The following is a 24,951-nucleotide window of genomic DNA, read 5'->3' as shown; positions in this document are numbered from 1 at the left end:
CGTTCCTCCTGCTGTTTCGTCGCTGATCAAGCGGCGCGCGAGATCACGGCCTTCAACCGGCTGGTCAGCACGCCGGCCGTCTGTTCGGCATGCTTGCGGCAGAGCGCTTCGGCCCGACTCGCGTCGCCGGCCTCCAGCGTCTGCAGGATCGCCTCGTGCTCGTCCCACACGCTGACCCGCAGGTCCTCCTCGCTCAGCACGGCCGCCATCACCCGCCGCAGATGCTGCCAGTGCGGCTGCGTGGTTTCGGAAATCACCGGATTGCCCGAGGCCTCGTAGATGAAGAGATGGAAATCGATGTCGGCCTCGATGGCCGACGGGATATAGCCGCTGGCGATCGCCCGCCGCCCGACGTCGAGCAGGAGGCGGCCGCGATGGGCGAGCTCGCGCGTGTAGCGCGCCGCCGCCAGACGGGCCGCGACCGCGTCCAGGGCGGCCCGCACGATGTAGAGATTGTTGGCCTGCTCGACATCGAGCGGCGCCACGCAGACTCCCTTGCGGCCGGCATCGACCAGGAAGCCTTCGCGGCGCAGCAGCATCATGGCCTGCAGCACCGGCTGCCGCGACACGCCGAACCGATTGGCCAGCTCTTCCTGGGTGATGCGCGCACCCGACTTCAGCTCGCCGGAGCAGATGGCCTCGAGCACGGCGTCATGGATGCGCTCGCTGAGATCGGGTTCGGGATCGAAAGGTCTCATCGCATTCTGTATACAGAACACGGAGCCTGCGAAGTCAACGTCTAAGCGCCGAGATTGCGCAGGCGCGCGATGCGGTCGGCGATATCCGGATGAGTGGCCAGCAGTGCGGGCGTCCTGGACGTCATCGGCTGGACCGGGTTCACGATGAACAGGTGCTGGGTGGCGCGACTGACGCCGGGAAAGGGGCCGGCGGCCGCGGCGAGCTTGGTCAGGGCCGAGATGAGGCCGTCAGGATTGCGCGTGAACTGCACCGAGGTTGCGTCGGCGAGGTACTCGCGCTGGCGCGACACCGCCATCTGCACAGCCTTGGCGGCAAGCGGCGCCAGGACCGCCACCACGATCAGCAGGAGGATCAGGAGGCCCGCGCCCGATCCACTGCCCGATCTCTTGTCGTCGCCGTCGCGCCGTCGGCCGGAGAAGTCGCCCCAGCGCATGGTGCGCAGGATCAGGTCGCACACCAGCGCGATCAGGCCGACGGTGACGCCCACTACCACCATGTAGCGGGTATCGAGATTGGCGACATGGGCCATCTCGTGGGCGACGACGCCCTGCAACTCGTCGCGATTCATCTTGTCCAGGAGGCCGCGCGTGACGGCGATGGTGCCGTGGCCGGGCTTCGTGCCGGTTGCGAAGGCGTTGGGCACCTCGGTCTCCAGGATCATGACCCTGGGCATCGGCACGCCGGCGGCGAGCGACATCTCCTCGACGACATTGTAGAGCTGCGGCGCGTCCGGCTTGTCGATCGGCCGCGCTTCGGCCATGGCCAGCACCAGCCGGTCGCCGAAGCCAAGCGAGATCGCGCTCCAGCCGATGCTTGCCACGGCCATCAGGCCTGCGCCGAGGAGCCCGACCTCGCTCACCACCGGCACGTGGTCGACCACCTCGCTCTGCAGCAGCCAGCCCACCACGTAGCCGGTCACTGCCGCCAGGATCGTCAGCAGCACGAGCAGCAGCAGGGTGTTGCGCCGGTTCGCGGCCTGCGCGGCGACGAAGTCGGTCGGGCCGCTCATCTCAGCGCAGCGCGACCTTGGGCACCTCGCGCTCGGTCTCGGGCATGGCGAAGAGCTCGATGGGCCCGAAGCCCAGCGAGGCGGCGGCCAGCACGGCGGGGAAGCTTTGCCGGCGGTTGTTATAGCTGTTGACCGAGTCGTTGTAGAACTGGCGGGCGAAGGCGATCTTGTTCTCGGTGCTGGTGAGCTCCTCCTGGAGCTGCTTCACGTTCTCGTTGGCCTTGAGCTGCGGATAGCTTTCGACCAGCGCCAGCAGGCCACGCGTGGCCTGGCTCAGGGCCGCCTCGGCCGGTCCCGCCTGGGCCGGGCCGGAAGCGGCTGCCGCGGCATTGCGGGCCTGGATCACCCTGGTGAGCGTCTCCTGCTCGTAGCCCATCGTGTCCTTCACCACCTGCACGAGATTGGGGATGAGATCGTGCCGGCGCTTGAGCTGGACGTCGATCTGGCTCCAGGCGGTCTGCGCCTGGTTCCGTCCCGTGACGAGGCCGTTGTAGATCACGATCAGCCAGAGCACGATCAGGACGACGATGCCGATGACGATCCAAAGGCTCATGCCGGGGTCTCCTCCCTTGCCGCCGCAGCCAGTTTAGTCATGATCGCCAGCCGGGAGGAATATGCATGGACGTGCAAGCGCTGCTGAGGGAATTCTGCGCCGCCGTCGAGCGGCGCGACGGCAAGGCCTTCGCCGGCCTGTTCACCGAGGACGGGGTCTATCACGACGTCTTCTACGGCGCCTTCGAGGGACGCCAGAAGATCGCCGAGATGATCGACGACTGGTTCCACCGGACCGCGCGCGACTTCCGCTGGGAGATGTTCCGGCCGGTGAGCGACGGCCGCACGCTCTACGCCTACTATACCTTCAGCTACGTCTCGACCTTGCCCGAGGCCAAGGGCCGGCGCGTGGGCTTCGACGGCGTGTCGGTCATGACGCTGCGCGACGGCAGGATCGCCGAGTACCGCGAGGTCGCGAACGCCGGCGTTGGTCTTCTCGAGATCGGCTTCGCGCCCGAGCGCGTGGCCAAGATCCTCCTCAAGGAGGCCGCCCGCTTCAAGGCCCGCCCCGAATGGGCGCGGCATTTGGTGTGACTGTCGCTGAAAGATCCCTCGCGTGCGCTCGGGATGACACGGCCTTTTTGGGACTTGAATGACTGTGTCATTCCGAGCGCAGCGAGGAATCTTTTCGCGTTGCGTCAATCCCGCAGCAACTCGTTGATCGAGGTCTTGGACCGCGTGCGCTCGTCGACGGTCTTCACGATCACGGCACAATAGGTCGAGGGCCGGTCCGGGCCGCCGCCGATATTGCCGGGCACGACCACCGAATAGGGTGGCACCTTGCCGACATGGATCTGGCCGGTGGCGCGGTCGACCACCTTGGTCGTGGCCGAGATGAACACGCCCATCGAGAGCACTGCGCCCGTTCCCACGATCACGCCCTCGACGACTTCCGAGCGCGCGCCGATGAAGCAATTGTCCTCGATGATCACCGGATTGGCCTGCAACGGCTCGAGCACGCCGCCGATGCCGACACCGCCCGAGAGGTGGCAGTTCTTGCCGATCTGCGCACAGGAGCCGACGGTCGCCCAGGTGTCGACCATCGTGCCCGAGTCGACGTAGGCCCCGAGATTGACGAAGGAGGGCATCAGCACGACCGACGGCGCGATATAGGAGCCGCGGCGCACGATCGATCCCGGCACGGCGCGAAAGCCCGCCTTGCCGAAGCGCGCGGCGTTCCAGCCCGTGGTCTTGAGCGGCACCTTGTCGAACCACGGCGCGGCGCCCAGGCCGGGGAAGGCAGCGCCGCCATCCATCGGCACCGAATCGTAGAGGCGGAAGGAGAGCAGGACGGCCTTCTTCAGCCACTGGTTCACCACCCACTCGTCGCCCACCTTCTCGGCGGTGCGGAAGGTGCCGTCGTCGAGGCCACCGATGGCTGCCTCGACCGCGTCGCGCACGGCGCCCCTGGTGGCGCTGGTGATGCCGTCGCGCTTCTCCCATGCCGCGTCGATGGCGCTCTGAAGCTCTTTGCTCATGATCTCCTCGAAAAAGCCGCCGGACCATAGCGGGGGCGGGCGGGGAGTCAATGCAGGCGCTATGCTGACGCGATGGCGTTCAAGATTCCCGAATCGGTGCTGGTGGTGGTTCACACCACCGATCTCGAAGTGCTGTTGCTGGAGCGGGCGGCGCAGCCGGGCTTCTGGCAATCCGTCACCGGCGCCCGCGAGCCTGACGATCCCGATCTGGCGGCCACGGCCCGGCGCGAATTGCGGGAGGAGACCGGTCTCACGCTCGGCACACTGACCGACTGGCATCTCGTGAACCGCTACGAGATCTGGCCGCAATGGCGCAGCCGCTACGCACCCGGCGTCACCCACAATGTCGAGCATGTGTTCGGCTTCCGGGTGGACGGGCAGACCGTGGCAACGCTCGATCCGGCGGAGCACATCGCGCAGCTCTGGCTGCCCTGGCGGGAGGCGATGGCGAAGACCTTCTCACCCACCAATCGCGACGCCATCCGGCAGCTTCCGCAGCGTGCGGCCGGGCGCACCGGGTGCTAGGCTTCGCCGAGCTCTGGAGGACGTCATGATCACGGCCATCGTGAACTTCAAGCTGCCCGCCGACATCGATGCCCGGAAGGCCGCCGATCTCTTCAAAGGCTCGGCACCGAAATACCGCGGCATGAAGGGCCTGGTGCGCAAGTACTATCTCTACGACGCCGAGAAGCGGATCGGCGGCGGCGTCTATCTCTGGAAGAGCAGGGCCGACGCCGAAGCGGTCTACACGCCGCAATGGCAGGCCTACATTGCCGAGCGCTATGGCGCACCGCCCGAGATCCGCTACTTCGAGACATCGGTCGTGGTCGACAACGAGATGGCCAAGGTCCTGGCCGAAGCGGTGTAGCCTCGCCTGAATTTAGAGGGCGACGGTCTTCGCCCGGAACTTGCACAGGTCGTTCACCACGCAGCGCGGGCATTCGGGCTTGCGCGCCTTGCAGGTGTAGCGGCCGTGCAGGATCAGCCAGTGATGGGCGTGGAGACGGAATTCGGGCGGCACGCGCTTCAGCAGCCGCAGCTCAACCTCGAGCGGGTTCTTGCCCGGCGCCAAGCCGGTGCGGTTGCCGACCCGGAAGATGTGGGTGTCGACGGCGATCGTCGGCTCGCCGAAAGCCACGTTCATGACCACGTTGGCGGTCTTGCGGCCCACCCCCGGCAGCTCCTGCAGCGCCTCGTGGCTGCGCGGGACCTCGCCGCCGTGTTTCTCGACGAGCAACCGGCTGAGCGCGATCACGTTCTTTGCCTTGGTACGATAGAGTCCGATGGTCTTGATGTAGCCGATCAGCTTTTTCTCGCCGAGCGCCACCATCTCGGCCGGCCTCTTGATCTTCTCGAACAGCGGCTCGGTGGCGCGGTTGACGCCGGCATCGGTCGCCTGGGCCGACAGGACGACCGCGACCAGCAACTGGTAGACGTTGTCGTATTCGAGCTCGGTCTCCGGTTCCGGCATGGTCTGGCGCAAACGGATGAAGAAAAGCCGTACTTCCGCAGGTGTCATCAAGGCCATGGCGGGACGCTAGCCGACGCATTAGGGTGACGCCATGGCCGACTCCTCTCCGGCGATCCACTTCTCCACATCGCTCAGGCCGCATCGCAGCTTGCCCCCCGAGGGCTTCAAGTGGCTGATCCGCGCCGTCGTGATCGCGAACCTGATGATCGGCCTGCCGCTCTATCTGCTTGGCGCCTGGCCGGTGATGGGGTTCATGGGCCTCGACGTCGCGCTCCTCTGGTGGCTGTTCCAGCGCAACTACCTCGACGCCCGGCGCAGCGAGACCCTGGTGCTGACCGATTACGAGCTGATCGTCGATCGGACGGCGCCCGACGGTGAGCGTGAGCAACACCGCCTCGATGCCTACTGGCTGAAGATCGAGCAGGGCGAGCGGCTGATCGCGACGTCGCGCGGCAACCGTGTCGTCATCGGCCGCTTCCTGGCGCCGGCCGTGCGGCAGGAGGTCGGCGAGCAGCTCGAGGCCGCGCTTGCCCGCATGCGCTCGCCGCGCTTCGAGCATCCCTGGGACAGGGAAGACGACGCCTACAGCCCCAACACGTCTTTCATGCCATAGAGGCCCGGCTTCTTGCCCGTCAGCCACAGCGCGCTGCGGACGGCGCCGGAGGCATAGGTCTCGCGGCTGAAGGCACGGTGGCTGAGCTCCAGCCGCTCGCCGGCGGCGGCGAACATCACCGTGTGCACACCCACCTCCTCGCCCCCGCGCAGCGTTGCGAAGCCGATCTCGCCGGCAGGCCGCGCCCCGGTGTGCCCGTCGCGGCTCTTGCGCCACACATCCTCCAGCCTGACCTTGCGGCCGGCCGCCGCGGCGCGTCCCAGCGCCAGCGCGGTGCCCGAAGGCGCATCGATCTTGTGCCGGTGATGCATTTCCAGCACCTCGATGTCGTAGCCGGGATCGAGCAGCGACGCGGTCTTCTCGACCAGCGCCATCAGGATGTTGATGCCCATCGACATGTTGGCCGCCCACAGGATCGGGATGCGCCGGGCGCAGTCATGGACGGCCGCGGTCTGCCGGGCGTCGAGGCCGGTCGTGCCGATCACCATCGACACGCCCTTGTCGGCTGCGATCCCGGCATGGGCGACCGCCGCGGCGGGCACGGTGAAATCGATCACCACCTCGGCGGCGCCGATCGCCGCGGCGCTGTCGGCGGTGATCTTCACGCCCGTGGCTGCGACGCCCGCAAGCTCCCCGGCATCGCGGCCGATCGCCTTGCTGCCGGCCGCCTCGCTGGCCCCGGCGAGACTGCAGCCCTCGGTCCGGGCGATCTCGCGGATCAGCATCTGGCCCATGCGCCCCGCGGCGCCGACGATCGCGACTTTCATATCTGATCCTGTCCGTTTGCCATTCGAGAATACACGACATTCGGGATGGAACGGGAGACATCCGACATGGATATCAAGCCGGTGTCATTCCGAGCGAAGCGAGGAATCCTTGACGGTCTTGCGAAGGATCCCTCACTCCGGTCGGGATGACACCGAATCTGTGGTCGTGCAGGACTCCCCCGCTATCTGCGATGGCGATGGCAGCCGACGATATGATCGTCGACCATGCCGGAGGCCTGCATGAAGGCGTAGCAGATCGTCGAGCCGACGAACTTGAAGCCGGCCCTCTGCAGGGCCTTCGACATGGCGTCGCTTTCGGCCGAGCGGGCCGGCACGTCCTTCAGGCTCCTCGGATGGTTCCTTCTCGGCTTGCCGTCGACGAAGCTCCAGAGAAACGTCGAGAACGAGCCTTCGCGCTCGACCAGCGCCAGATAGGCCTTGGCGTTGCCGACGCTGGCTTCGATCTTGCCCTTGTGACGGATGATACCCGGATCGGCAAGCAGCCGGGCAAGCTTCGCCGGCGTGTAGCGCGCGATCGTTCCCGGATCGAAGCCGTCGTAGACCTTGCGGTAGTGCCCGCGCTTGCGCAGCACGGTGATCCACGACAGGCCGGCCTGGCAGCCTTCGAGGGTCAGAAGCTCGAACAGCGCGCGATCGTCGCGGAGCGGCCGGCCCCATTCGGCGTCGTGATACTTCTCGTAAAGCGGATCGGCCGTGGCCCAGCCGCAGCGCGGCTTGCCGTCGGTGCCGGCGATCGTATCGTGCTTCCAGGCCATGGCCGGACCCTACCCAAGCGCCGCCACCCGCGCCACACTCGGCGCTCACTGGAGGACCCACCCATGGCCAAGGATCTCGCCGACCTCAAGGTCTGCATCTTCGATGTGTTCGGCACTGTCGTCGACTGGCGCGGCAGCCTGATCGAGGACCTGCCGGCACTCGGGCGCAAGCACGGTCTCGACACCGACTGGACGAGCTTCGCCGACGACTGGCGCGGTCTCTACCAGCCGCAGATGCATCGCGTCCGCAAGGGCGAGATCCCCTGGACCAACATCGACGAGCTGCACAAGGAAGCGTTCGAGACGCTCCTGAAGAAACGGGGCCTCGGGCATCCCGGCGAAGCCGCGGCGTGGGAATTCACACGGCTCTGGCACAGGCTGCGGCCCTGGCCCGATTCGGTCGAAGGCATCGGCCTGATGAAGAAGAAATACGTCGTGGCGACGCTCAGCAACGGCAACGTCGCTCTGCTGATCAACATGGCGAAGAACGGCGGCATACCGTGGGATCACTGCTTCTCGGGCGAGACCTTCCACCACTACAAGCCTGATCCCGAGGCCTATCTCGGTGTGGCGAGGACGATGTATCTGGAGCCGCATCAGGTGATGCTGGTCGCCGCCCATAACGGCGATCTGCGGGCCGCGCAGAAATGCGGGCTGGCGACCGGCTTCGTCCACCGTCCGAGGGAGCACGGTCCCGGCCAGAAGAGCGATCTCGCGCCGGACGGCGACTGGGACGCAGTCGGCCATTCAATCATCGAGGTCGCCAAGAAGATCGGGTGCTAAAGACCCTCGATCGTCCGGTTCAGCGTGGCGCCGGGCTCGTGGGCGAGCGCGAGCTCGAACGGGGTATCGAAAAGCGCCACGACGACCAGGCAGAAGGTGAAGGCGACCGTGAACAGGCCGACGCTGACCCGGATCGCGCGCCGGTTGCCGATATGGACCAGCATGATGGCGATCTGCGTCAGGGCGCCCAGGATCAGGATGGACAGCCATTTGATGGCGGTGGTGCCCTCGTCCGCCAGATAGAGCCGCCTGTCGCGGGCATGGCGCAGTTCCGTAAGTGCACCCAGCAGAGCCGTTCGCGCCGTCGTGTCGAGTCCATCGGCATGGCTTGCGACGGCAAGCAACGCTTCATAGGCCGCATCGGTCTTTTCCCTGGCGCCGTCGCGATAGGGGTTCTCGCCGCTTGCGGCCGCGACATAGGCCTTGATCCGCGGCAGGAGGGCTGCCGAGACGCCGTTCACGCGGGCGAGCTGGATGACTGCGCGCAGCGAATCGTCCTCGATCTCCACGCTTTGCCGCGCTGCATTGTCCTTTTCCCAGACGTCGCTCATCAGCAGGGCGGCGAAGAGACCGAACAGGATGGCGACGGCGGTGAAGTAGGGTGCCACCAGACCGGTGGTCTTCTGCAGTGCCGGAGCCAGCGGGCCGCGCGCCTCGAGCGTCAGAATCAGGAGCGCGACCGCGAGAGGAGTTACGATCGAGAGGACGATCTGCCAGGTCGAGAAGAACGTCCCGGACATCAGCCCCCGAACATCTCCTTCACCTTGCTGAAGAAGCCTTCCGATTCGGGGCTCGTCTTGCCGGCCTTCTCGAACTCCTTGAGCAGCTCCTTCTGGCGGGCGGTGAGGTTGGTCGGCGTCTCGACGTTGATCTCGATGTACATGTCGCCGCGCTGCGTGGAGCGGACGACCGGCATGCCCCTGCCGCGCAGCCGGAACTGATGGCCGCCCTGCGCGCCGGCGGGAATGTTGATGCGCGCCATCTTGCCGTCGAGCGTCGGCACCTCGATGCTGCCGCCCAACGTCGCCTGGACCATGGAGATGGGCACGCGGCAATGGATGTCGGCGCCCTCGCGCTCGAACAGCGGATTGCGCCGCACCGACAGGAAGACGTAGAGATCGCCGGCCGGCCCGCCGCGCGTGCCCGCCTCGCCCTCGCCGGACAGCCGAATGCGCGTGCCGTCCTCGACGCCGGCGGGAATATTGACCTTCAGCGTCTTCTCGCGGCGCACCCGGCCCTGGCCGGCGCAGGCACGACACGGCTTGTCGATCACCTGGCCGACGCCGTGGCAGGCATGACAGGTCCGCTCGACGGTGAAGAAGCCCTGCTGGGCGCGCAGCCGGCCGCGGCCGTGGCAGGTCGGGCATTGTTGCGGCCTGGAGCCGGGCTCGGCGCCGCTGCCGTGGCAGCTCTCGCAGGTGACCGAGCTCGGAACGCGGACCGTGGCCTCCGTGCCCGAATAGGCCTGCTCCAGCGTGATCTCGAGATTGAAGCGCAGGTCCTGGCCGCGCATGTCGGCCCGCGGGCCGCCCGGCCGGCCGCGGCCGGCACCGAACATCTCGTCGAATATGTCGCCGAAGACCGAGCCGAAATCGAAACCCTGGCCCTGGAAGCCGCCGGGTCCTCCGGGAGCGCCGCCTTCGAAGGCGGCGGGACCGTAGCGGTCGTAGGCGGCGCGCTTGTCGGGATCCTTCAGGATGTCATAGGCGTGGTTGACGTCCTTGAACTTCTTTTCGGCTTCCTTGCTCCCCGGATTGCGATCCGGGTGATGCTGCATGGCGAGCTTGCGGAAAGCCTTCTTGATGTCGTCGGCACTCGCGGTCCGGCTGACACCCAGCAGCTCATAATAGTCCTGCGACATGACGCGCTACGCTGCCCCCCGTTCGTCGCTTCCACTGATAAAGTTCGGCCTCCCGCCAGGCGGGAGGCCGATTCTGCAGCCTGGTCCTGGCTCAGCCGGAACCGGTCTTCTTGTTCTTGTCCGTGACATCCTCGAACTCGGCGTCGACGACCTTCTCGCCCTGGCCCTCGTTCGCCGCCCCGGCACCGGCCCCGCCCGAGGCTGTCCCCGCCGCCCCGGCTTCGGCCTGCTGGGCCTTGTACATCGCCTCGCCCAGCTTCATCGCCGCCTGGGCAAGCGTGTTGGTCTTGTTCTTGATGTCCTCGACATCCTCGCCGGCGAGCGCCGTCTTCAGGCTCTCCAGCGCGCCCTCGATCTCGGTCTTCTCGGCCGGGCTCACCTTGTCGCCGTACTCCTTGAGGTGCTTGTCCGTGGAATGGACCAGCGCCTCGCCCTGGTTGCGGGCATCGATCAGCTCGCGCTTCTTCTTGTCTTCCTCGGCGTGCAGCTCGGCATCCTTCACCATCTTCTGGATGTCGGCCTCGCTCAGGCCGCCGGACGCCTGGATGCGGATCTGCTGCTCCTTGCCGGTGGCCTTGTCCTTGGCCGAAACCTGCACGATGCCGTTGGCGTCGATGTCGAAGGTCACCTCGACCTGCGGCACGCCGCGCGGCGCCGGCGGGATTCCCACGAGGTCGAACTGGCCCAGGAGCTTGTTCTGGGACGCGATCTCGCGCTCGCCCTGGAACACGCGGATGGTGACCGCGGTCTGATTGTCGTCGGCCGTCGAGAAGACCTGGCTCTTCTTGGTCGGGATGGTCGTGTTGCGCTCGATAAGGCGGGTGAACACGCCGCCCAGCGTCTCGATGCCGAGCGACAGCGGCGTCACGTCGAGCAGCAGGACGTCCTTGACCTCGCCCTTCAGCACCGCCGCCTGGACCGCCGCGCCCACCGCGACGACCTCGTCGGGATTGACGTTGCGAGCCGGCTCCCGGCCGAAGAACTGCTTCACCGTCTCGATGACCTTGGGCATGCGGGTCTGGCCGCCGACGAGGATGACCTCGTCGATCTGGCCGGCCTGCAGGCCCGCATCCTTGAGCGCGGCGCGGCAGGGCTCGAGCGTCCGCTGCACCAAGTCATCGACCAGGGCCTCAAGCTTGGCGCGCGAGAGCTTGATCACGAGGTGCTTGGGGCCGCTCGCGTCGGCAGTGATGAACGGCAGGTTGATCTCGGTCTCCTTGGAGTTGGAGAGCTCGATCTTCGCCTTCTCGGCCGCTTCCTTGAGGCGCTGCAGGGCAAGCTTGTCGTTGCGCAGGTCGATGCCCTGCTCCTTCTTGAACTCGTCGGCGAGATAGCTGATGACGCGCAGGTCGAAGTCCTCGCCGCCCAGGAAGGTGTCGCCATTGGTGGCCTTCACTTCGAACACGCCGTCGCCGATCTCGAGGATGGAGACGTCGAAGGTGCCGCCGCCCAGGTCATAGACCACGATCGTGCCGCTCTTGCGCTTGTCCATGCCATAGGCAAGGGCTGCCGCGGTCGGCTCGTTGATGATGCGCAGCACCTCGAGGCCGGCGATGCGGCCGGCGTCCTTCGTCGCCTGGCGCTGGGCGTCGTTGAAATACGCCGGGACGGTGATCACCGCCTGCTCGACCTTCTCGCCGAGATAGGATTCGGCGGTCTCCTTCATCTTGCCCAGCACGAAGGCCGAGATCTGGCTCGGGCTGTACTGCTGGCCCGCCACCTCGACCCAGGCGTCGCCGTTCTGCGCCTTCACGATCTTGAAGGGCACCAGCGCCATTTCCTTCTGCACCATGGGATCGTCGAAGCGACGACCGATCAGGCGCTTCACGGAATAGAGGGTCTTCAGCGGATTGGTGACCGCCTGGCGCTTGGCCGACTGGCCGACCAGGCGCTCGCCCGAATCGGCGAACGCGACCATGGATGGCGTCGTCCGCGCGCCTTCTGAATTCTCGATGACCTTGGTGTCGCCGCCTTCCATGACCGCGACGCACGAGTTGGTCGTACCCAGGTCGATACCGATGACTTTCGCCATGTTCCCACTCTCTTGCTCGGCGGATCGCTCCGGCCCCAAGGGGGCGCCGGCCAGATCCCCGTACGATTGTTACCTGCCGGAAAACCCGGGTCAGGACAGGGGCTATATAGGGCCTATAAGCGTGCCTGCAATGGTTCGGGAGCCCGAAAAGCGGCGAAAATAGCGGAACGCCCTGAGGCAAATGCGCGACCAGATCGGATTCCGGCCGCATCGGCCGGGATCGGGGCGCGTACCGCTCAGTTCTCGTTGTTGGCTTTGCTGCCGGCGTCGGCCGTTCGCATCGGACCGCCCTTGGAGACGCCGACCATCGCCGCCCGCAGCAGACGGCCTGCAATGAGATAGCCAGGAACCAGCTCCTGCACCACCGTGCCGGCCGGCACCGAGGGATCCTCGATTTCCATCATTGCCTGATGGAATTCGGCGTTGAACGGCTTGCCGAGAGCCTCGACGCGCGTCACGCCATGGCGTTCCAGGACCGACAGCAGCTCGCGCTCGGTGGCCTTGACGCCGGCGGCGATGTTGGCCAGCGACGGATCGAGCGTGTCGGCCGGCAGGGCCGACAGCGCGCGGCCGAGGTTGTCGGCCACGGAAAGCACGTCCTTGGCGAAGCGCTCGATGCCGAACTTGCGTTCCTTCTCGACTTCCTGCTGGGCACGGCGGCGCACGTTCTGCGCCTCGGCCACGGCGCGCAGGTATTTGTCCTGCAGCTCGGCATTCTCCGTTTGGAGCTGCTCGGCACGGCGTTCGAGCTCGTTCGCCTGGGTTTGAATGTCGGGGTCGTCGGCGCTCTCGACCGGCATCTCAGCCGGGGCGCCGCCCGCGGTTGGATCGCTGGCCATACGTTAATCCCTAGTTGGAGTGGTTTCTTTCGGCGGCCTTCACTTAGGGATCACGCCGCGCCCGGTCAACCCGCCCGTGACGGAACACGGCTTCGTCACATCGCCTCCAGCGGCGCATGCAGCGTGGTTCCATGAACGATGATGCCGCCCCTGTCGCCGACCGCGACCGAGCCGTAGCGCTGGGCGAAGATCTCGGGCAGTGGCCGCGCGCCCGAGGCGGCGAGCCACAGGCGCAACAGGTGCCGCCGGCGCTCGGGCTCGGGCCAGTCGACGAACGCCGTCCGGTCGTGCAGCAGCGTGTGGTTGTGCACGAGCTGCACATCGCCCGGCTTGAACTCCATGAACAAATGCAGCGACGGATCGTTGGCGAGCGCGTCGAACATGTCGAGCGCCTCGATCTGCCGCGGCCCGAGGCGCGGCGCGTCCGGGAAGCGCTGCGCCGAATCGATATATTGACGCTGATAGATCGCGCTCAGAAAGCCGCGGTGCCAGTTGAAAACCGGAATCTCGAAATAGGGTTTCTGCCCGGTCGGCACCTCGCCGCGCCGGTCGGTGGCGATCGGCTCGAACAGCAGCCTCAGGAGATCGGGCCGGCGGCGGCGCATTTCGTTGAAGATGGTGGTCGAGCTCACCAGGGCCGACAGTCCGCCCGACCTCGCGGTCTTGAGGCACAGCAGACCGACGATATCGCAGGAATCGGTGTGGTAGGTCTGACGCTCGTGGGTCTGGTAGATGCGGACGTTCGGGTCCTTCACGTCGAGACCGAGATCGCGGACATGTCCCAGCACATGGCCCTTGGCGTTCTGCGAGCGCGGGCTGCCGAGATGGACGCCGAGCCCGTAGAAGGCCGTCGCCGCCTCCCGCATGGTCCAGCGTTCGACCGGCAGGCCGCGCAACAGCAGGAAGCCCCGCCCGTTCAGCACCTCCGCCTCGACCCGTGATTTGAGCCTGGCCGCCAGCATAGGCAGCGGGAAGTCGCTTGCGGTGATAGCCGCGATGTCGGTCCCGCGCGCCGCGAGCGTCCTGGCCGCGGTCTCGATCTCGTCGATCTCCGCCGGCGAAAGCGCCATCAGCCAGTCGGTCCGCTTCGCCATCTCGGGCCCGTACCAGGCCGCGGCGCCCAACTGCTCCGGCGGCAGATCGAAGGCGGGCTCGTTCACGCCGTTTCCCACGGAAAGCGCGGCGCGAACAGTTCGTCGTCAGACAACGAGAGGCGAAAGCTTTCGGTGGCGTTCACGAGCGCGGCCCGGATGCCCGGCTCGAGAGCGCTATGGCCGGCATCGGCCACGATCACGTAGCGGGCCTCCGGCCAACGGCGCGCCAGCATGTCGGCGGTGATCGGCGGACAGACGATATCGTAGCGGCCCTGGACGATCGTGCAGGGCAGGTGCCGCACGCGGCCGAGATCGCTCCACGGCCAGCCTTCGGACAGGAAGGTGCCGTGCGCGAAGTAGTGCGCCTCGATGCGCGACAGCGCGAGCGCGAAGCCGCCATGGTCGGCCTCGAACGGTGCGCGGGTCGTCGGATAGAGAGTCGAGCAGGCCGCCTCGTAGCGGCTCCAGGCACGGGCGGCCGGCCGATGGATGTCGGGATTGCGGTCGACGAGGCGGCGATAGTAGTGGCCCAGCAGGTCGCCGCGCTCATGCTCGGGCAGGTGTTCGGCGAAGTCGCGCCAGGCCTCGGGAAAGATCGTCCGCATGCCGTGGAGGAACCAATCGATCTCGGCGCGCGCGCCGAGGAAGATGCCGCGCAGGATGAAGCCCGTGGCGCGGTCGGGATGGGCAAGCCCGTAGGCGAGCGCCAGCGTGCTGCCCCACGAGCCGCCGAACAGCAGCCAGCGCGAGATGCCGAGATGGATCCTGAGCTTTTCCATGTCGGCGACCAGATGGGCGGTCGTGTTGTCGTGCAGGTCGCCGAGCGGCATGGAACGGCCGCAGCCGCGCTGATCGAAGACGACGATGCGGTAGAATTGCGGATCGAAGAAGCGGCGATGGACCGGTGCCGAGCCGGCACCGGGGCCGCCGTGCAGGAATACCACCGGCACGCCTTCGGGATTGCCGCTCTGTTCCCAGTACATCGTATGCCGGCCGTCGAGCGCCAGCATGCCGCTGGCGTACGGCGAGAGCTCGGGAAACAGATCGGAGCGAAGCGGTGTCTCTGAACGCGGCATGCCAATGTCCCACCGCATCACTGCCACAGAGACGGCTCATGTTCCAGCCTTGCCGCATTGCGGGCCCGGCCGCCGAGCGGCTAAGTTGGCGCGGGCGCCGAGGAGGAACAGTGGTCTTTCGGAGTATTCTGGCGCTGCTCGCGCTGCTTTTCGCCGCGAGCGCCTGCTCGACCGCACACAATCCGCCGCAGGTGTCCTCCGCAAGCGGACTGGAGACGCTGCCGCCGCAGATCGAGCGCGAGGTCGGGCCGATCTACACCTCGCGAACCTTGCAGGCCTTCGTCAGCCGTGTCGGGCAGCAGGTGGCCCAGCAGTCCAGCCTCCCGGGACCTTTCCGCTTCTTCGTGCTCGATGATCCGGTGCCCAATGCCCATGCGATCTCGCCGGGCTATGTGTTCGTGACGCGCGGGCTGCTGGCCCTGGTCAACGACGAGGCCGAGCTCGCCGCGGCGATCGGCCATGAGCTCGGCCATATCGAGAAGGGCCATGCGGTCAAGCGCGAACGGGTCCGCCGCGATGTCACCGATGCCGCCATCAACGCCGCCGTGATCAGCGGCTCGGTCACCGTCGGCCGGTCGGTGGCGCACGAGGGCCTGCTGGCGCTGCGCCGCTACTCGCGCGATCAGGAACTCGAGGCGGACCGCCTGGGGGTCAGCTATATCGTGCGCGCCGGCTATCGCGGCGATGCCATGACGACCCTGATCGAGAAGCTGCAGCTCCAGGCGCGGCTCGAGGACGAGCTGATGGGGCCGACGCCGGAAAGCGACGACCGGAGCGCTCTCTCGACCCACCCCGGCCCGGCCCAGCGCCTGCTGTCCCTGCGGTCGGTCGAGGGGGATCGCCGGCCCGGCAAATCGGGTCGCGAAGCCTATCTCGCGGCCGTCGACGGCATGTCGGTCGACGACTCGCCGGAAGAAGGCTTTGTCCGCGGTCCATCCTTCCTGCATCCGACGATGCGTCTTGCCTTCACGGCCTTGCCGGATTTTCGCCTCTTCAACGCGCATGATGGCGTGCTGGGCGTGGGGCGCGACCGGTCTCTCCTGTACTTCTCCTGCACCAACGAGGAGGTGCCCGGACGCCTCGACGACTGGATGCGCAACGAGCTCAAGCCGACGCCGACCAACATCCAGGCCACGGAGATCGGCGGCGCCGAGGCCGCGATCGGCTCGAAGCCGCGCGGCTCCGACACGAGCCTGGCGCAAATCAGGTACGTGCTGGTGCGCCGCGGCACGGGCATCTGCTACTTCAATCTTCTGAGCGATGGCCCCGACCGCGACCGGCGCATCGAGGCCATGACGGCGGCGGTCCGGAGCTTCCACAGTCTGTCGGATGCGCAGGCGGCGACCCTCGAGCCCTATCGGCTCCGTGTGGTCTCGTCGGCGGGCACGACGGCGGCCGCACTGGCCGCCCGTATGCCCTATCGCGACCACCAGATGGAGCGGCTGCTGACCTTGAACGGTGTCGACAGTCCGGCGGCGCTGATGCGCCTCGCGCAGATCAAGATCGTCCAGCCGTGAGTCCGGCCACGAGCCATGAAAAAGGCGGCGCTTCCGCGCCGCCTTCGATATTCGCCGGTCCGCCGCCTACGCGACCTTTTGCAGCACGCTGTTGAGCTTTTGCGTCGCCAGATCCTTGTCGATGCGCTCGACAGCCGCCAGCTCGCGGGCCAGACGGTCGAGCGCGGCCTCGTAGATCTGGCGCTCGCTGTACGACTGGTCGGGCTGACCGGCATTGCGGTGCAGGTCGCGCACCACCTCGGCAATCGACACCGGATCGCCCGAGTTGATCTTGGCCTCGTACTCCTGGGCGCGGCGGTTCCACATCGCGCGGCTCACGCGGCTGCGACCCTTGAGCGTCACCAATGCATTTTCCATGATCTTGCGGGAGCTCAGCTTGCGCAGGCCGGAGATCTTGGCCTTCGCTACCGGCACACGCAGCATCATGCGCTCCTGCTCGAACGAGATGACGAACAGGTCGAGCTTGTGTCCGGCGATCTCTTTCGCCTCGATATCGATCACGCGACCCACGCCATGGGTCGGATAGACGACAAAATCACCCTTCTCGAAGGCAAATTCCTTCGCCTTCGCCGTCGGCTTCCTCGGCTTGGCCATGTCTGTTCCCTTCACTCTTCGCCCCGCGATTGCGATACCGCGACCCGCCACGCACGCTCCCCTGCGCACTTGACCCGATGACCGGTATCGGTAAGTTGTTTTCGGATACCGATAGGGTCACCGAGCCAGTGGCGGACCGGACCCGGACCACTACCGACGAAAGCTTTATAACAGAAATTTGGTCGGGAGTCGCGTGCTATGTTGCATTTTCGCAACGGTTCGCCCATGCGAAAGCTGCATGGCTATGGCAAAAGAGCTTTGAAGGACCTTCCGGAGAAGGCTCGACGAGTCAGCGCGCGCCCGGCTTGTCGCTGAAATACTTGTCGAATTTGCCTTTTTCGTCCTTGAAGGCATCGGCGTCCGCCGGGGCCTCGCCCTTGCGGGTTATGTTGGGCCACTGGGTGGAGTAGGTCCTGTTAAGCTCCAGCCACTGCTCCATCCCCTTCTCGGTATCCGGGACGATTGCCGCCGGCGGACACTCCGGCTCACACACGCCGCAGTCGATGCATTCGTCCGGATTGATGACCAGCATGTTCTCGCCCTCGTAGAAGCAGTCCACCGGGCAGACCTCGACGCAATCCATGTACTTGCACTTGATGCAAGCTTCGGTAACCACATAGGTCATCAACAAGCTCCTGACACGAGCGGCGCGTGCTTAACGCGCTCGAGCAGCGGGCGCAAGGCTCCAGATCAGTCCGGCTCGATTTCGTCATACAACGCTCGTGCCTCCGGCGCTGGTCCACGGCGCTCGCCGAGGGCGCGGATGCGGACGACATGGACGCGCGATCCCAAGGCGAAGGTGAGGACCATGCCCGGGACGACGGCGGCGTGCGGCTTGTCGGTCACCCGTCCGTCGACCCGGCATCGGGAAGTTTCGACATAGCGCGTGGCCAAGGATCGGGTCTTGAAGAAGCGGGCCTGCCACAGCCACTTGTCGAGGCGCATTGCACCAAGCCGGCGGCCGCGACGGCTACTTCTTCCCGCCGAGCTTCAGCTCGAGCAACTTGGCGAAGGGAGAATCGGCGGTGTTGTCGCCCTTCTTCTCGGTGGTGGCGTAAAGCCGCAGGGCCGGTCCGCCGGCGTCGCGGCGCGGTGGACGCGGTCCGCGCGGGCGCTCGTCGCGGCGGTCGTCCCGCGATCCGCCTTTGGCGTTATCGGGCCGCGGGCCCTGATGCTTGGCATTGTCGCGCCGAGGCCCGTCGCGGCCGGGGCTGTCGGCGAAGAACTGCCGCTCGTTCGGACGGTCCGGCCGTTCGCGACGGCGCTGCTCGCGGTATTGCCGCTGCTGCTGGCGCTGACGTTCGCGCTGCTCTTCGCGCTCGCGCAGGAAGCGCGGTTTCACCGAGAAGCTGTGCGGCCCGCCTTCCTCCGCGGGTGGCAGGACGCGATAGCCCAGCGCGCGCATCACGTCGGCCATTTCCGGTTCCGAGCAGCCGACCAGCGACATCATCTGTGGCGTCGCCCGGAAGTGGCCGGGCGGCAGTGGCGCGGGCTCCGCCTTCGTCGGTGTCCCGGCTTCGCTGTCGGCTTCGGCGCTTTCCGGGGCCGCTTCGGCCGCGGCCGGCGCCGCGGCCTCCGCCTCGGACTCTGCCGGAGCGGCTTCCGCTACCGGTTCGGTCGGCGTTGCCGCCGTCTCGTCCTCGGCGGCAGGCTGCGCAGGCACCGGTGCCGGCTGAGTCTCGGCCGCCGGCGGCCGCGCTTCGGCCTCGCCGAAGGCGGCGGCGACGATTGCCCATTCGGTGATCTCGTCGGTCGACGGCGCGGGCTCGCCGGCCGCCGCCGGACCCGGACTTGCAGCCTTCTTGTCCTGCTGCGCGCGGCGTGCCGCCTCCCGGCTTTCGCGCACCGCCTGGCGCGCCATCGCCGCCAGTCGCTCGACCATGTCGGCACGGATGGCGTGGCCGCCGAGCGGCAGGTAGCCGATGGCGGCGTAGAAGTCGCGCTCGGCATCACGCGGCAGATCGGTCGAGGTTCGTCCCTCGGCCGGCAGCGGCGGGATCGTGTCGCGCCCGTGCGCCACCATCCAAAGTCCGGCGCGCAGCCTGATCGGCACCGGCTTCAGCATGCTGGGGAAATAGAGCGAGTAGACGCCCATGCGCACGCCGAGGCGCGCCAGCGCGCGGCGATCCTCGTCGCCGAGCTCGGCAAGCTGCTGCTCGATCGGCCGGCGCGGCAGCACGCCGAGATTCTCGCAGAGCTGGAAGACAATGCCGCGCGCACCTGCCGGCAGCTCGGCGGTCGCCCGGGCATCCATCAACTCGCTGAGCCCGAGTCGGATGCGGGTCTCGACCCACGTGGCGGCGCGCTTGCGCACGTCCTCGCGCGCCGGGCCGTCGAGGAGATCGGAGGGCAGGGCTTCGATCTTGGGCGCGAGCACGTCGCCGCTCGGCAGCAGACGCGCGACCGGTCCGCCGCCCCAGCAGACGCGCAACTGCGAATCGAAGACCAGCTCGCCATCGGGCGCCGAGGTGAAAGCCTGCAGGCGCGCCGGCAGGTTCTCGCGCAGCGCCCGCAGCGCCGCGGTCAGGACGGCCTTCTGATCGGCTTGGCCTTCGGTCGCGTCGGGCACGAAGCGGAAGCCCTCGACGCGTCCGAGATGCTCGCCCTCGACAATGACCTCGCCTGCTTCGGCGACCGACGTCGTCATTTCACCCTCATCACGCAATCTTCGTACAAGCAGCGCAGCACGTCTATCGACAAACCTTTGCGTCAGACGCTGGTGTAGTACGTCGGAAAGTCTGTCCTCGATCGCGCGCGCGCGTTCCTGCCAGTGCGCCGCCCGCTGGATCCAGTCGGCGCGGTGCGAGATATAGGTCCAGGTCCGCACATGTGCGATACGCGCCATCAGCGTGTCGATGTCGCCGTCATAACGCTCCAGTCGCTTGACGTGACCGTCGATCCAGTCCTCGGGCAGGCGCTCGCCGCCCTGCGTCAGATGCCGGAAGAGCTCGCCGAGAAGGTGCGTGTGCTCCTCCGTCATGGTCTTGCGGAAGTCGGGCACCTGGCACACTTCCCACAGGAGCTTCACCCGCCCCGGCGCGTGCAGGCGCGGCAGAAACTCCGACCGCTGCCCGAGTGCCTGCAGGGCGAGCTGGTCATCTTGCTCGCGAACGCGCTGCAAGGCGGTATGGGGCGGAAGTGCATTGAGCGTCGACAGCAGCGCCGGCACCGAGCGAAAATCGAGATCGGAATTGCGCCACTGCACGTCGCGCAGCGGATCGAAGCGATGGTTCTCGATCGCCTCGACGGTCTCGGGCTCCAGGCCGCCGACATCGATCGTCGTGCCGAACGTGCCGTCGTTCATGTGCCGACCGGCGCGGCCGGCGATTTGCGCCAGCTCGACCGCGCGCAGCGGGCGCAGCGTACGGCCGTCATATTTGCGCAGGGACGCGAACCAGACATGGTTCACGTCCATGTTGAGGCCCATGCCGATCGCGTCGGTGGCGACCAGATACTCGACCTCGCCCGACTGGAACATCTCGACCTGGGCGTTGCGCGTGCGTGGGCTGAGCGCACCCATGACAATCGCGGTGCCGCCGCGCTGGCGGCGGATCAGCTCGGCAATGGCGTAGACTTCGCTCGCCGAAAAGCCGACCACGGCGGAACGGCGCGGCAGGCGCGTCGCCTTCTTCGGCCCGACATAACTCAGCTTGGAAAAGCGCGGCCGCGCCACGACGTCGATGTCCGGCAGCAACCGGTTCAGCACTGGCCGGATCGTGTCGGCGCCCAGCAGCATCGTTTCGTTCGTGCCGCGGGCGTGCAGCATCCGGTCGGTGAAGAAGTGGCCACGCTCGGGGTCGGCGGCCATCTGGATTTCGTCGACCGCCAGGAACGAAACCGTACGCTCGACCGGCATCGATTCGACGGTGCAGACGAAGTAGCGGGCACCGGGTGGCGTGATCTTCTCCTCGCCGGTGATCAGCGCGACCTGGGACTGGCCCTTGATCTTCACCATGCGGTCATAATTCTCGCGGGCCAGCAGGCGCAGCGGGAAGCCGATCATGCCCGATTCGTGGCCGAGCATGCGTTCGATCGCGAGATAGGTCTTGCCGGTGTTGGTGGGACCGAGGACGGCCGTCAGGCGGCCGGCGGCGCTACTGAGCGACATGCAGCCACCTTCGCGCGCGTCCGCGGTCGACGCAAGGCCGCGGATGACAATCGGCGCTCAGCCGGTGGCCATCGGCTCGAGCTTGTTGCAGCCAAGAATCGGGCCCTGACCGGCGTGCTGGACCAGCACCGCCAGCCCCTGGTCCGACTTGAAGCGATCGGCGGGAACGGTCCATTGCGCCGCCGTGCCGTCCCACTGGCTCAGGACCTCGAAGTGACGCACCACGTTGAAGTTCTCGAGTGTGCGGCCGTCGTTCTCACCGGCATGTACCGGCGTGCTGCGCCGCCGGTCGTAGGCTGCGAAGACGATGTCGGCCGGGCCATCCTCGAGCTTGAACGGCGCAAGCTTGATGGTGAGTGGCGCGCCGGTCGGATGCAACAATGTCGGCGTGGCGCGCCGCGGCGTGCGGCGGGCCGCCTTGGCCAGAAGCGCCTCGATCGGGCCCAGTGCCGTGCCGGGATCGTGGGCGATGCCGTCGACGACCATCTCCGGCGTATAGACGTAGCGTTGCTTCAGGACGTTGGCGTAGGTGCGCTGGCGCGCCGTCGTCGCCGGTGTCGCGAAGCGGTCCTTCCAGCCGATGTAATCCCAGTAGTCGACGTGATAGGAGAGCGCCACGATATCGGACCGCCGCGCCAGCTCGCCTAGCAGGCGGTCGGCGGGGGGACAAGAGCTGCATCCCTGCGAGGTGAAGAGCTCGATGGCCCACGGACCGGAAGAGGTCTCGCGCGCCGGGGCCGAACCGCCTTCACCGGTCAGCAAGGCCGCGCCTGCAAGCGATGCGCCGCCGACAAGGAGCGCGCGTCGGCCGGACAAGCGAAAAATCGACATGAAGCGAAGATGAGCATGCGCGCGGACACGAGCCAATCAACAAACGGTTAGCGCCGGCTGGACTCTCCATAGGTAATAATATAACAAAATGCCGATGCACCTTCCTCCGTCTCCCGGCACGGCCCTGCTGGCGATGAGCGCGGCGAGCCGCGTCGCGGCGGCCCTGGCCGTCGCGGCGGTGCTGTGGCTCTGCGTCTGGCTGGTGGTGTAGGCCCCATGAGCGCGGCGCTTCGCCTGGTCGATCTGACCGTGAGCTATGACCGCCATCCGGCGGTGCATCACGTTTCCGTCGACATCCCGGTCGGCGAGATGACGGCGCTGGTCGGCCCGAACGGTGCCGGCAAGAGCACGCTCCTGAAGGCCTTGCTGGGTCTCGTGCCAGGAATCGAGGGGCGCATCGAGTGCGCCGCCCGGCGCATCGCCTACCTGCCGCAGCAGGCCGAGATCGATCGCAGCTTCCCGATCTCCGTCCTCGACACGGTATTGCTGGGGCGCTGGGCGCGGTTCGGCGGCTTCGCCGCGGCGGGGCGATCGGACATCCGCGCTGCCGAGCAGGCGATCGAGGCGGTCGGCCTTGGGGGCTTCGAGCGCCGGCCGATCGACACGCTCTCGGTCGGCCAGTTCCAGCGCGTGCTGTTTGCCCGGCTGCTGCTGCAGGACGGCGATCTCGTGCTGCTCGACGAGCCGTTCGCCGCGATCGACGCCAAGACGGTCGCCGACCTGATGGAGGTCATCCGGCGCTGGCGCGCCGAGAGGCGCACCGTCGTTGCCGTGCTGCACGATCTCGAGCAGGTGCGGCGGGACTTTCCGCACAGCCTCCTGCTGGCGCGCGAGCTGGTCGCCGCGGGCCCGACATCCGAGGTGCTGTCGGCCGACAATCTCCGGCGCGCCCGCGCGATGGCCGAGGCCTGGGACGAGCATGCCGGCGCCTGCGAGGTGCCGATGCGGCTGAGCGCGTGATCGCGCATCCATGCTTTACGACAGCCTGATCGGGCCTTTCGCCGATTTCGCCTTCATGCGGCGGGCGTTGGTCGCGAGCCTCGCGCTGTCGACAGGCGGCGCCGCGATCGGCGTGTTCCTGATCCTGCGGCGCATGACGTTGATGGGCGATGCGCTCGCCCATGCGCTGCTGCCGGGGGCCGCTCTCGGCTTCGTGCTGGGCGGGCTGTCGCTGCCGGCCATGAGCCTCGGCGGCTTCGCCGCCGGCATCGCGACCGCCCTCGCCTCCGGCGCCATCGCGCGCTTCACGCGCATGCGCGAGGATGCGAGCTTCGGCGCAGCCTATCTCACCGCGCTTGCGCTCGGCGTGATGATCGTCTCCTTCCGTGGCTCGGCGATCGACCTGATGAACATCCTGTTCGGCGCCATCCTCGCCGTCGACAACACCGCGCTCTGTCTCGTGGTCGGCGCCACGACCGTGACCCTGGTCGGACTGGCCGCGATCTACCGGCCGCTGGTCGTCGAATGCTTCAATCCCGGCTTCCTGGCGGCGATGGGCGTGCGCGGCGCGGTCTATCACTATCTCTTCCTGGCGCTTGCCGTGCTGAACATGGTGGCGGCGTTCCAGGCGCTCGGGACGCTGATGGCGCTCGGTCTGATGCTGCTGCCGGCGGTGGCGGCCTCGTTCTGGGCGCGCGAGGTCTGGTCGATGACGGCCATCGCCGCGCCCATGGCCTTCCTGTCGGCCGCGATCGGGCTCCTGGTCTCGTTCCACGCCGGCCTGCCCTCCGGGCCGGCAATCGTGCTGGTCGCGAGCCTCTTCTTCCTTGGCTCGCTGCTCTTCGGCTCACGCGCCTCGGTGCGCGCAAGGCTGTCGCAACCGGCCCATCTTCGCGGCTAGTCTCGCGCCATGTCGTTGGAGGAGGAAAGAGGCATGGGCAGCTCACCGGTGCCGGGCGTGGCGCTCAAGACGGTCACGGCGAACAACATCCATATGCGCTACGCCGAGATCGGCAGCGGACCGCTCGTGCTGTTCTGCCATGGCTGGCCGGAGAGCTGGTATTCGTGGCGCCATCAGTTGGCCGGCGTGAGCGCCGCCGGCTTCCGCTGCGTGGCGCCCGACATGCGCGGCTACGGCGGCACCGAGGCGCCCGAGGCGATCGACCAGTACACGCTGCTGCAGCTCGTGGGCGACATGGCCGAGCTCACGAAGGCGCTGGGCGAGACCAGCGCCGTGATCGTGGGTCACGACTGGGGAGCACCGGTCGCCTGGCATGCCGCGCTCTGGCGGCCCGATCTCTTTCCGGCGGTGTGCGCCATGAGCGTGCCCTACGCGCCACCGGGCTATGTCGATATCCTGACCGCCCTCGACAAGCTCGGCATCCACGACTTCTACCTGCAGTATTTCCAGAAGCCCGGTGTGCCCGAGGCCGAGCTGCAGGCCGACATCAAAGGCGCGCTGCGCCGACTCTATTTCACCGCGAGCGGCGATCATACCGAGAAGGGCAAGGGTTTCGCCCGTCTCACGACCGGCACTCTGCTCGGCAACACGGTCGATCCGCCGGCGCTGCCGGCCTGGCTGGGGCCGGAGGATCTCGACTATTACGTCCAGGAATTCGCGCGCACCGGCTTTCGCGGCGGGCTGAACTGGTATCGCAACCTGCGGCGCAACTGGGAGCTTGCCGCGCCTTGGCGCGGCCTGCCCATCCGCCAGCCCTCGCTCTTCATTGCCGGCAGCCGCGACGGTGTTCTCAAGTTCCCCGCCGCACAAAGCCAGCTCGACGCCTATCCCAAGACGCTGCCCGGGCTGCGCGGCAGCCACATCCTCGATGGCGCCGGCCACTGGGTGCAACAGGAACGGCCGGAAGAGGTGAACCGGCTGCTGGTCGAGTTCCTGAAGGGACTTTGATCT

27 protein-coding genes are annotated in these 24,951 nt (G+C 67.3%); 9 read left to right on the top strand and 18 right to left on the bottom strand.

The window, feature by feature from the left end; translation table 11 throughout:
- Positions 1-26 precede the first annotated feature (26 nt).
- From OJF58_RS09495 to OJF58_RS09485, 3 genes are read right to left on the bottom strand one after another with little or no spacing between them, the layout of a single operon-like run.
- Positions 27-698 carry a GntR family transcriptional regulator gene (locus tag OJF58_RS09495; RefSeq protein WP_300783777.1) on the bottom strand — a complete coding sequence of 224 codons (672 nt, stop codon included), beginning with the start codon at positions 696-698 and terminating at the stop codon, positions 27-29.
- 41 nt (positions 699-739) lie between these two features.
- Entirely contained in the window at positions 740-1,708 is a 969-nt protein-coding gene (locus tag OJF58_RS09490) for a M48 family metallopeptidase (RefSeq protein WP_300783776.1), read from the bottom strand.
- A gap of 1 nt (position 1,709) precedes the next feature.
- Positions 1,710-2,261 (bottom strand): LemA family protein, encoded by a 552-nt coding sequence (locus OJF58_RS09485; RefSeq protein WP_300783775.1) that lies wholly within the window; start codon positions 2,259-2,261, stop codon positions 1,710-1,712.
- A gap of 65 nt (positions 2,262-2,326) precedes the next feature.
- Here OJF58_RS09485 and OJF58_RS09480 point away from each other — a divergent pair, with 65 nt between their 5' ends.
- Positions 2,327-2,794: a nuclear transport factor 2 family protein gene (locus OJF58_RS09480; protein WP_300783774.1), complete on the top strand. Its 468-nt coding sequence runs from the start codon at positions 2,327-2,329 to the stop codon at positions 2,792-2,794.
- A gap of 104 nt (positions 2,795-2,898) precedes the next feature.
- Here the strand turns inward: OJF58_RS09480 and dapD are convergent, their stop codons facing one another.
- Positions 2,899-3,741 carry a 2,3,4,5-tetrahydropyridine-2,6-dicarboxylate N-succinyltransferase gene (dapD, locus tag OJF58_RS09475; RefSeq protein ID WP_300785228.1) on the bottom strand — a complete coding sequence of 281 codons (843 nt, stop codon included), beginning with the start codon at positions 3,739-3,741 and terminating at the stop codon, positions 2,899-2,901.
- A 69-nt stretch (positions 3,742-3,810) separates the two neighbouring features.
- Between dapD and nudB the strand changes: the two genes are divergently transcribed.
- Together nudB and OJF58_RS09465 are read left to right on the top strand one after the other, a co-directional pair.
- Entirely contained in the window at positions 3,811-4,263 is a 453-nt protein-coding gene (gene nudB, locus OJF58_RS09470; RefSeq protein ID WP_300783773.1) for a dihydroneopterin triphosphate diphosphatase, read from the top strand.
- A 25-nt stretch (positions 4,264-4,288) separates the two neighbouring features.
- Positions 4,289-4,606, top strand: a complete 318-nt coding sequence (locus OJF58_RS09465; protein WP_300783772.1) for a monooxygenase — start codon at positions 4,289-4,291, stop codon at positions 4,604-4,606.
- A 12-nt stretch (positions 4,607-4,618) separates the two neighbouring features.
- Here OJF58_RS09465 and nth read toward each other — a convergent pair whose 3' ends face one another.
- Positions 4,619-5,266, bottom strand: coding sequence for an endonuclease III (nth, locus tag OJF58_RS09460; RefSeq protein WP_300783771.1), 648 nt, complete (start codon positions 5,264-5,266; stop codon positions 4,619-4,621).
- A 34-nt stretch (positions 5,267-5,300) separates the two neighbouring features.
- Here nth and OJF58_RS09455 point away from each other — a divergent pair, with 34 nt between their 5' ends.
- Complete coding sequence (locus tag OJF58_RS09455) at positions 5,301-5,822, top strand: DUF2244 domain-containing protein (protein ID WP_300783770.1); 522 nt, start codon at positions 5,301-5,303, stop codon at positions 5,820-5,822.
- On the opposite strand, the gene dapB is transcribed toward OJF58_RS09455, so the two are convergent.
- Together dapB and OJF58_RS09445 are read right to left on the bottom strand one after the other, a co-directional pair.
- Entirely contained in the window at positions 5,792-6,589 is a 798-nt protein-coding gene (dapB, locus tag OJF58_RS09450) for a 4-hydroxy-tetrahydrodipicolinate reductase (RefSeq protein WP_300783769.1), read from the bottom strand. The two genes, OJF58_RS09455 and dapB, sit on opposite strands and share 31 nt — an antisense overlap.
- Before the next feature lie 182 nt (positions 6,590-6,771).
- Positions 6,772-7,365, bottom strand: a complete 594-nt coding sequence (locus tag OJF58_RS09445; protein WP_300783768.1) for a DNA-3-methyladenine glycosylase I — start codon at positions 7,363-7,365, stop codon at positions 6,772-6,774.
- A 63-nt stretch (positions 7,366-7,428) separates the two neighbouring features.
- Between OJF58_RS09445 and OJF58_RS09440 the strand changes: the two genes are divergently transcribed.
- Positions 7,429-8,148, top strand: coding sequence for a haloacid dehalogenase type II (locus OJF58_RS09440; RefSeq protein WP_300783767.1), 720 nt, complete (start codon positions 7,429-7,431; stop codon positions 8,146-8,148).
- Here OJF58_RS09440 and OJF58_RS09435 read toward each other — a convergent pair.
- The 6 genes from OJF58_RS09435 to pip all read right to left on the bottom strand — a co-directional run bounded on the left by OJF58_RS09435 (position 8,145) and on the right by pip (position 15,050).
- On the bottom strand, positions 8,145-8,888 hold the full coding sequence (locus OJF58_RS09435) for a hypothetical protein (RefSeq protein WP_300783766.1): 744 nt from the start codon (positions 8,886-8,888) through the stop codon (positions 8,145-8,147). The two genes, OJF58_RS09440 and OJF58_RS09435, sit on opposite strands and share 4 nt — an antisense overlap.
- Positions 8,888-10,009 carry a molecular chaperone DnaJ gene (dnaJ, locus tag OJF58_RS09430; RefSeq protein ID WP_300783765.1) on the bottom strand — a complete coding sequence of 374 codons (1,122 nt, stop codon included), beginning with the start codon at positions 10,007-10,009 and terminating at the stop codon, positions 8,888-8,890. Before dnaJ ends, OJF58_RS09435 begins: the two co-directional genes overlap by 1 nt.
- Before the next feature lie 91 nt (positions 10,010-10,100).
- Positions 10,101-12,041: a molecular chaperone DnaK gene (gene dnaK, locus OJF58_RS09425; RefSeq protein ID WP_300783764.1), complete on the bottom strand. Its 1,941-nt coding sequence runs from the start codon at positions 12,039-12,041 to the stop codon at positions 10,101-10,103.
- 236 nt (positions 12,042-12,277) lie between these two features.
- The gene (gene grpE, locus OJF58_RS09420) at positions 12,278-12,880 is read right to left on the bottom strand and encodes a nucleotide exchange factor GrpE (protein WP_300783763.1); all 603 of its coding nucleotides are present in this window, start codon (positions 12,878-12,880) and stop codon (positions 12,278-12,280) included.
- 95 nt (positions 12,881-12,975) lie between these two features.
- Complete coding sequence (locus tag OJF58_RS09415) at positions 12,976-14,040, bottom strand: TauD/TfdA family dioxygenase (protein ID WP_300783762.1); 1,065 nt, start codon at positions 14,038-14,040, stop codon at positions 12,976-12,978.
- Positions 14,037-15,050 carry a prolyl aminopeptidase gene (gene pip, locus OJF58_RS09410; RefSeq protein ID WP_300783761.1) on the bottom strand — a complete coding sequence of 338 codons (1,014 nt, stop codon included), beginning with the start codon at positions 15,048-15,050 and terminating at the stop codon, positions 14,037-14,039. The genes OJF58_RS09415 and pip overlap by 4 nt, the downstream gene beginning before the upstream one ends.
- Positions 15,051-15,160: 110 nt before the next feature.
- Here pip and OJF58_RS09405 point away from each other — a divergent pair, with 110 nt between their 5' ends.
- Positions 15,161-16,567 carry a M48 family metalloprotease gene (locus tag OJF58_RS09405; RefSeq protein WP_300783760.1) on the top strand — a complete coding sequence of 469 codons (1,407 nt, stop codon included), beginning with the start codon at positions 15,161-15,163 and terminating at the stop codon, positions 16,565-16,567.
- Positions 16,568-16,633: 66 nt separating this feature from the next.
- On the opposite strand, the gene OJF58_RS09400 is transcribed toward OJF58_RS09405, so the two are convergent.
- The 5 genes from OJF58_RS09400 to OJF58_RS09380 form a co-directional block, all read right to left on the bottom strand.
- The gene (locus OJF58_RS09400) at positions 16,634-17,161 is read right to left on the bottom strand and encodes a CarD family transcriptional regulator (protein ID WP_300783759.1); all 528 of its coding nucleotides are present in this window, start codon (positions 17,159-17,161) and stop codon (positions 16,634-16,636) included.
- A gap of 289 nt (positions 17,162-17,450) precedes the next feature.
- Positions 17,451-17,786: a ferredoxin FdxA gene (gene fdxA, locus OJF58_RS09395; protein WP_300783758.1), complete on the bottom strand. Its 336-nt coding sequence runs from the start codon at positions 17,784-17,786 to the stop codon at positions 17,451-17,453.
- 65 nt (positions 17,787-17,851) lie between these two features.
- Positions 17,852-18,106 carry an RNA-binding S4 domain-containing protein gene (locus OJF58_RS09390; protein WP_300783757.1) on the bottom strand — a complete coding sequence of 85 codons (255 nt, stop codon included), beginning with the start codon at positions 18,104-18,106 and terminating at the stop codon, positions 17,852-17,854.
- A 25-nt stretch (positions 18,107-18,131) separates the two neighbouring features.
- Complete coding sequence (locus OJF58_RS09385; protein ID WP_300783756.1) at positions 18,132-21,269, bottom strand: helicase-related protein; 3,138 nt, start codon at positions 21,267-21,269, stop codon at positions 18,132-18,134.
- A gap of 57 nt (positions 21,270-21,326) precedes the next feature.
- Complete coding sequence (locus OJF58_RS09380; RefSeq protein ID WP_300783755.1) at positions 21,327-22,085, bottom strand: thioredoxin family protein; 759 nt, start codon at positions 22,083-22,085, stop codon at positions 21,327-21,329.
- A 231-nt stretch (positions 22,086-22,316) separates the two neighbouring features.
- Here OJF58_RS09380 and OJF58_RS09375 point away from each other — a divergent pair, with 231 nt between their 5' ends.
- The 3 genes from OJF58_RS09375 to OJF58_RS09365 are packed head-to-tail and all read left to right on the top strand — an operon-like array spanning position 22,317 to position 24,948.
- A complete protein-coding gene (locus OJF58_RS09375; RefSeq protein ID WP_300783754.1) occupies positions 22,317-23,060 on the top strand; it encodes a metal ABC transporter ATP-binding protein in 744 nt (247 codons plus the stop codon).
- Between the two features lie 10 nt (positions 23,061-23,070).
- Positions 23,071-23,940, top strand: a complete 870-nt coding sequence (locus OJF58_RS09370) for a metal ABC transporter permease (RefSeq protein ID WP_300783753.1) — start codon at positions 23,071-23,073, stop codon at positions 23,938-23,940.
- A gap of 33 nt (positions 23,941-23,973) precedes the next feature.
- A complete protein-coding gene (locus tag OJF58_RS09365; protein ID WP_300783752.1) occupies positions 23,974-24,948 on the top strand; it encodes an alpha/beta hydrolase in 975 nt (324 codons plus the stop codon).
- The last annotated feature ends 3 nt before the right edge of the window (positions 24,949-24,951 follow it).

This window comes from Enhydrobacter sp., assembly GCF_030246845.1.
Lineage (GTDB): Bacteria > Pseudomonadota > Alphaproteobacteria > Reyranellales > Reyranellaceae > Reyranella.
This window is presented reverse-complemented; position numbering and strand designations above follow the sequence as displayed.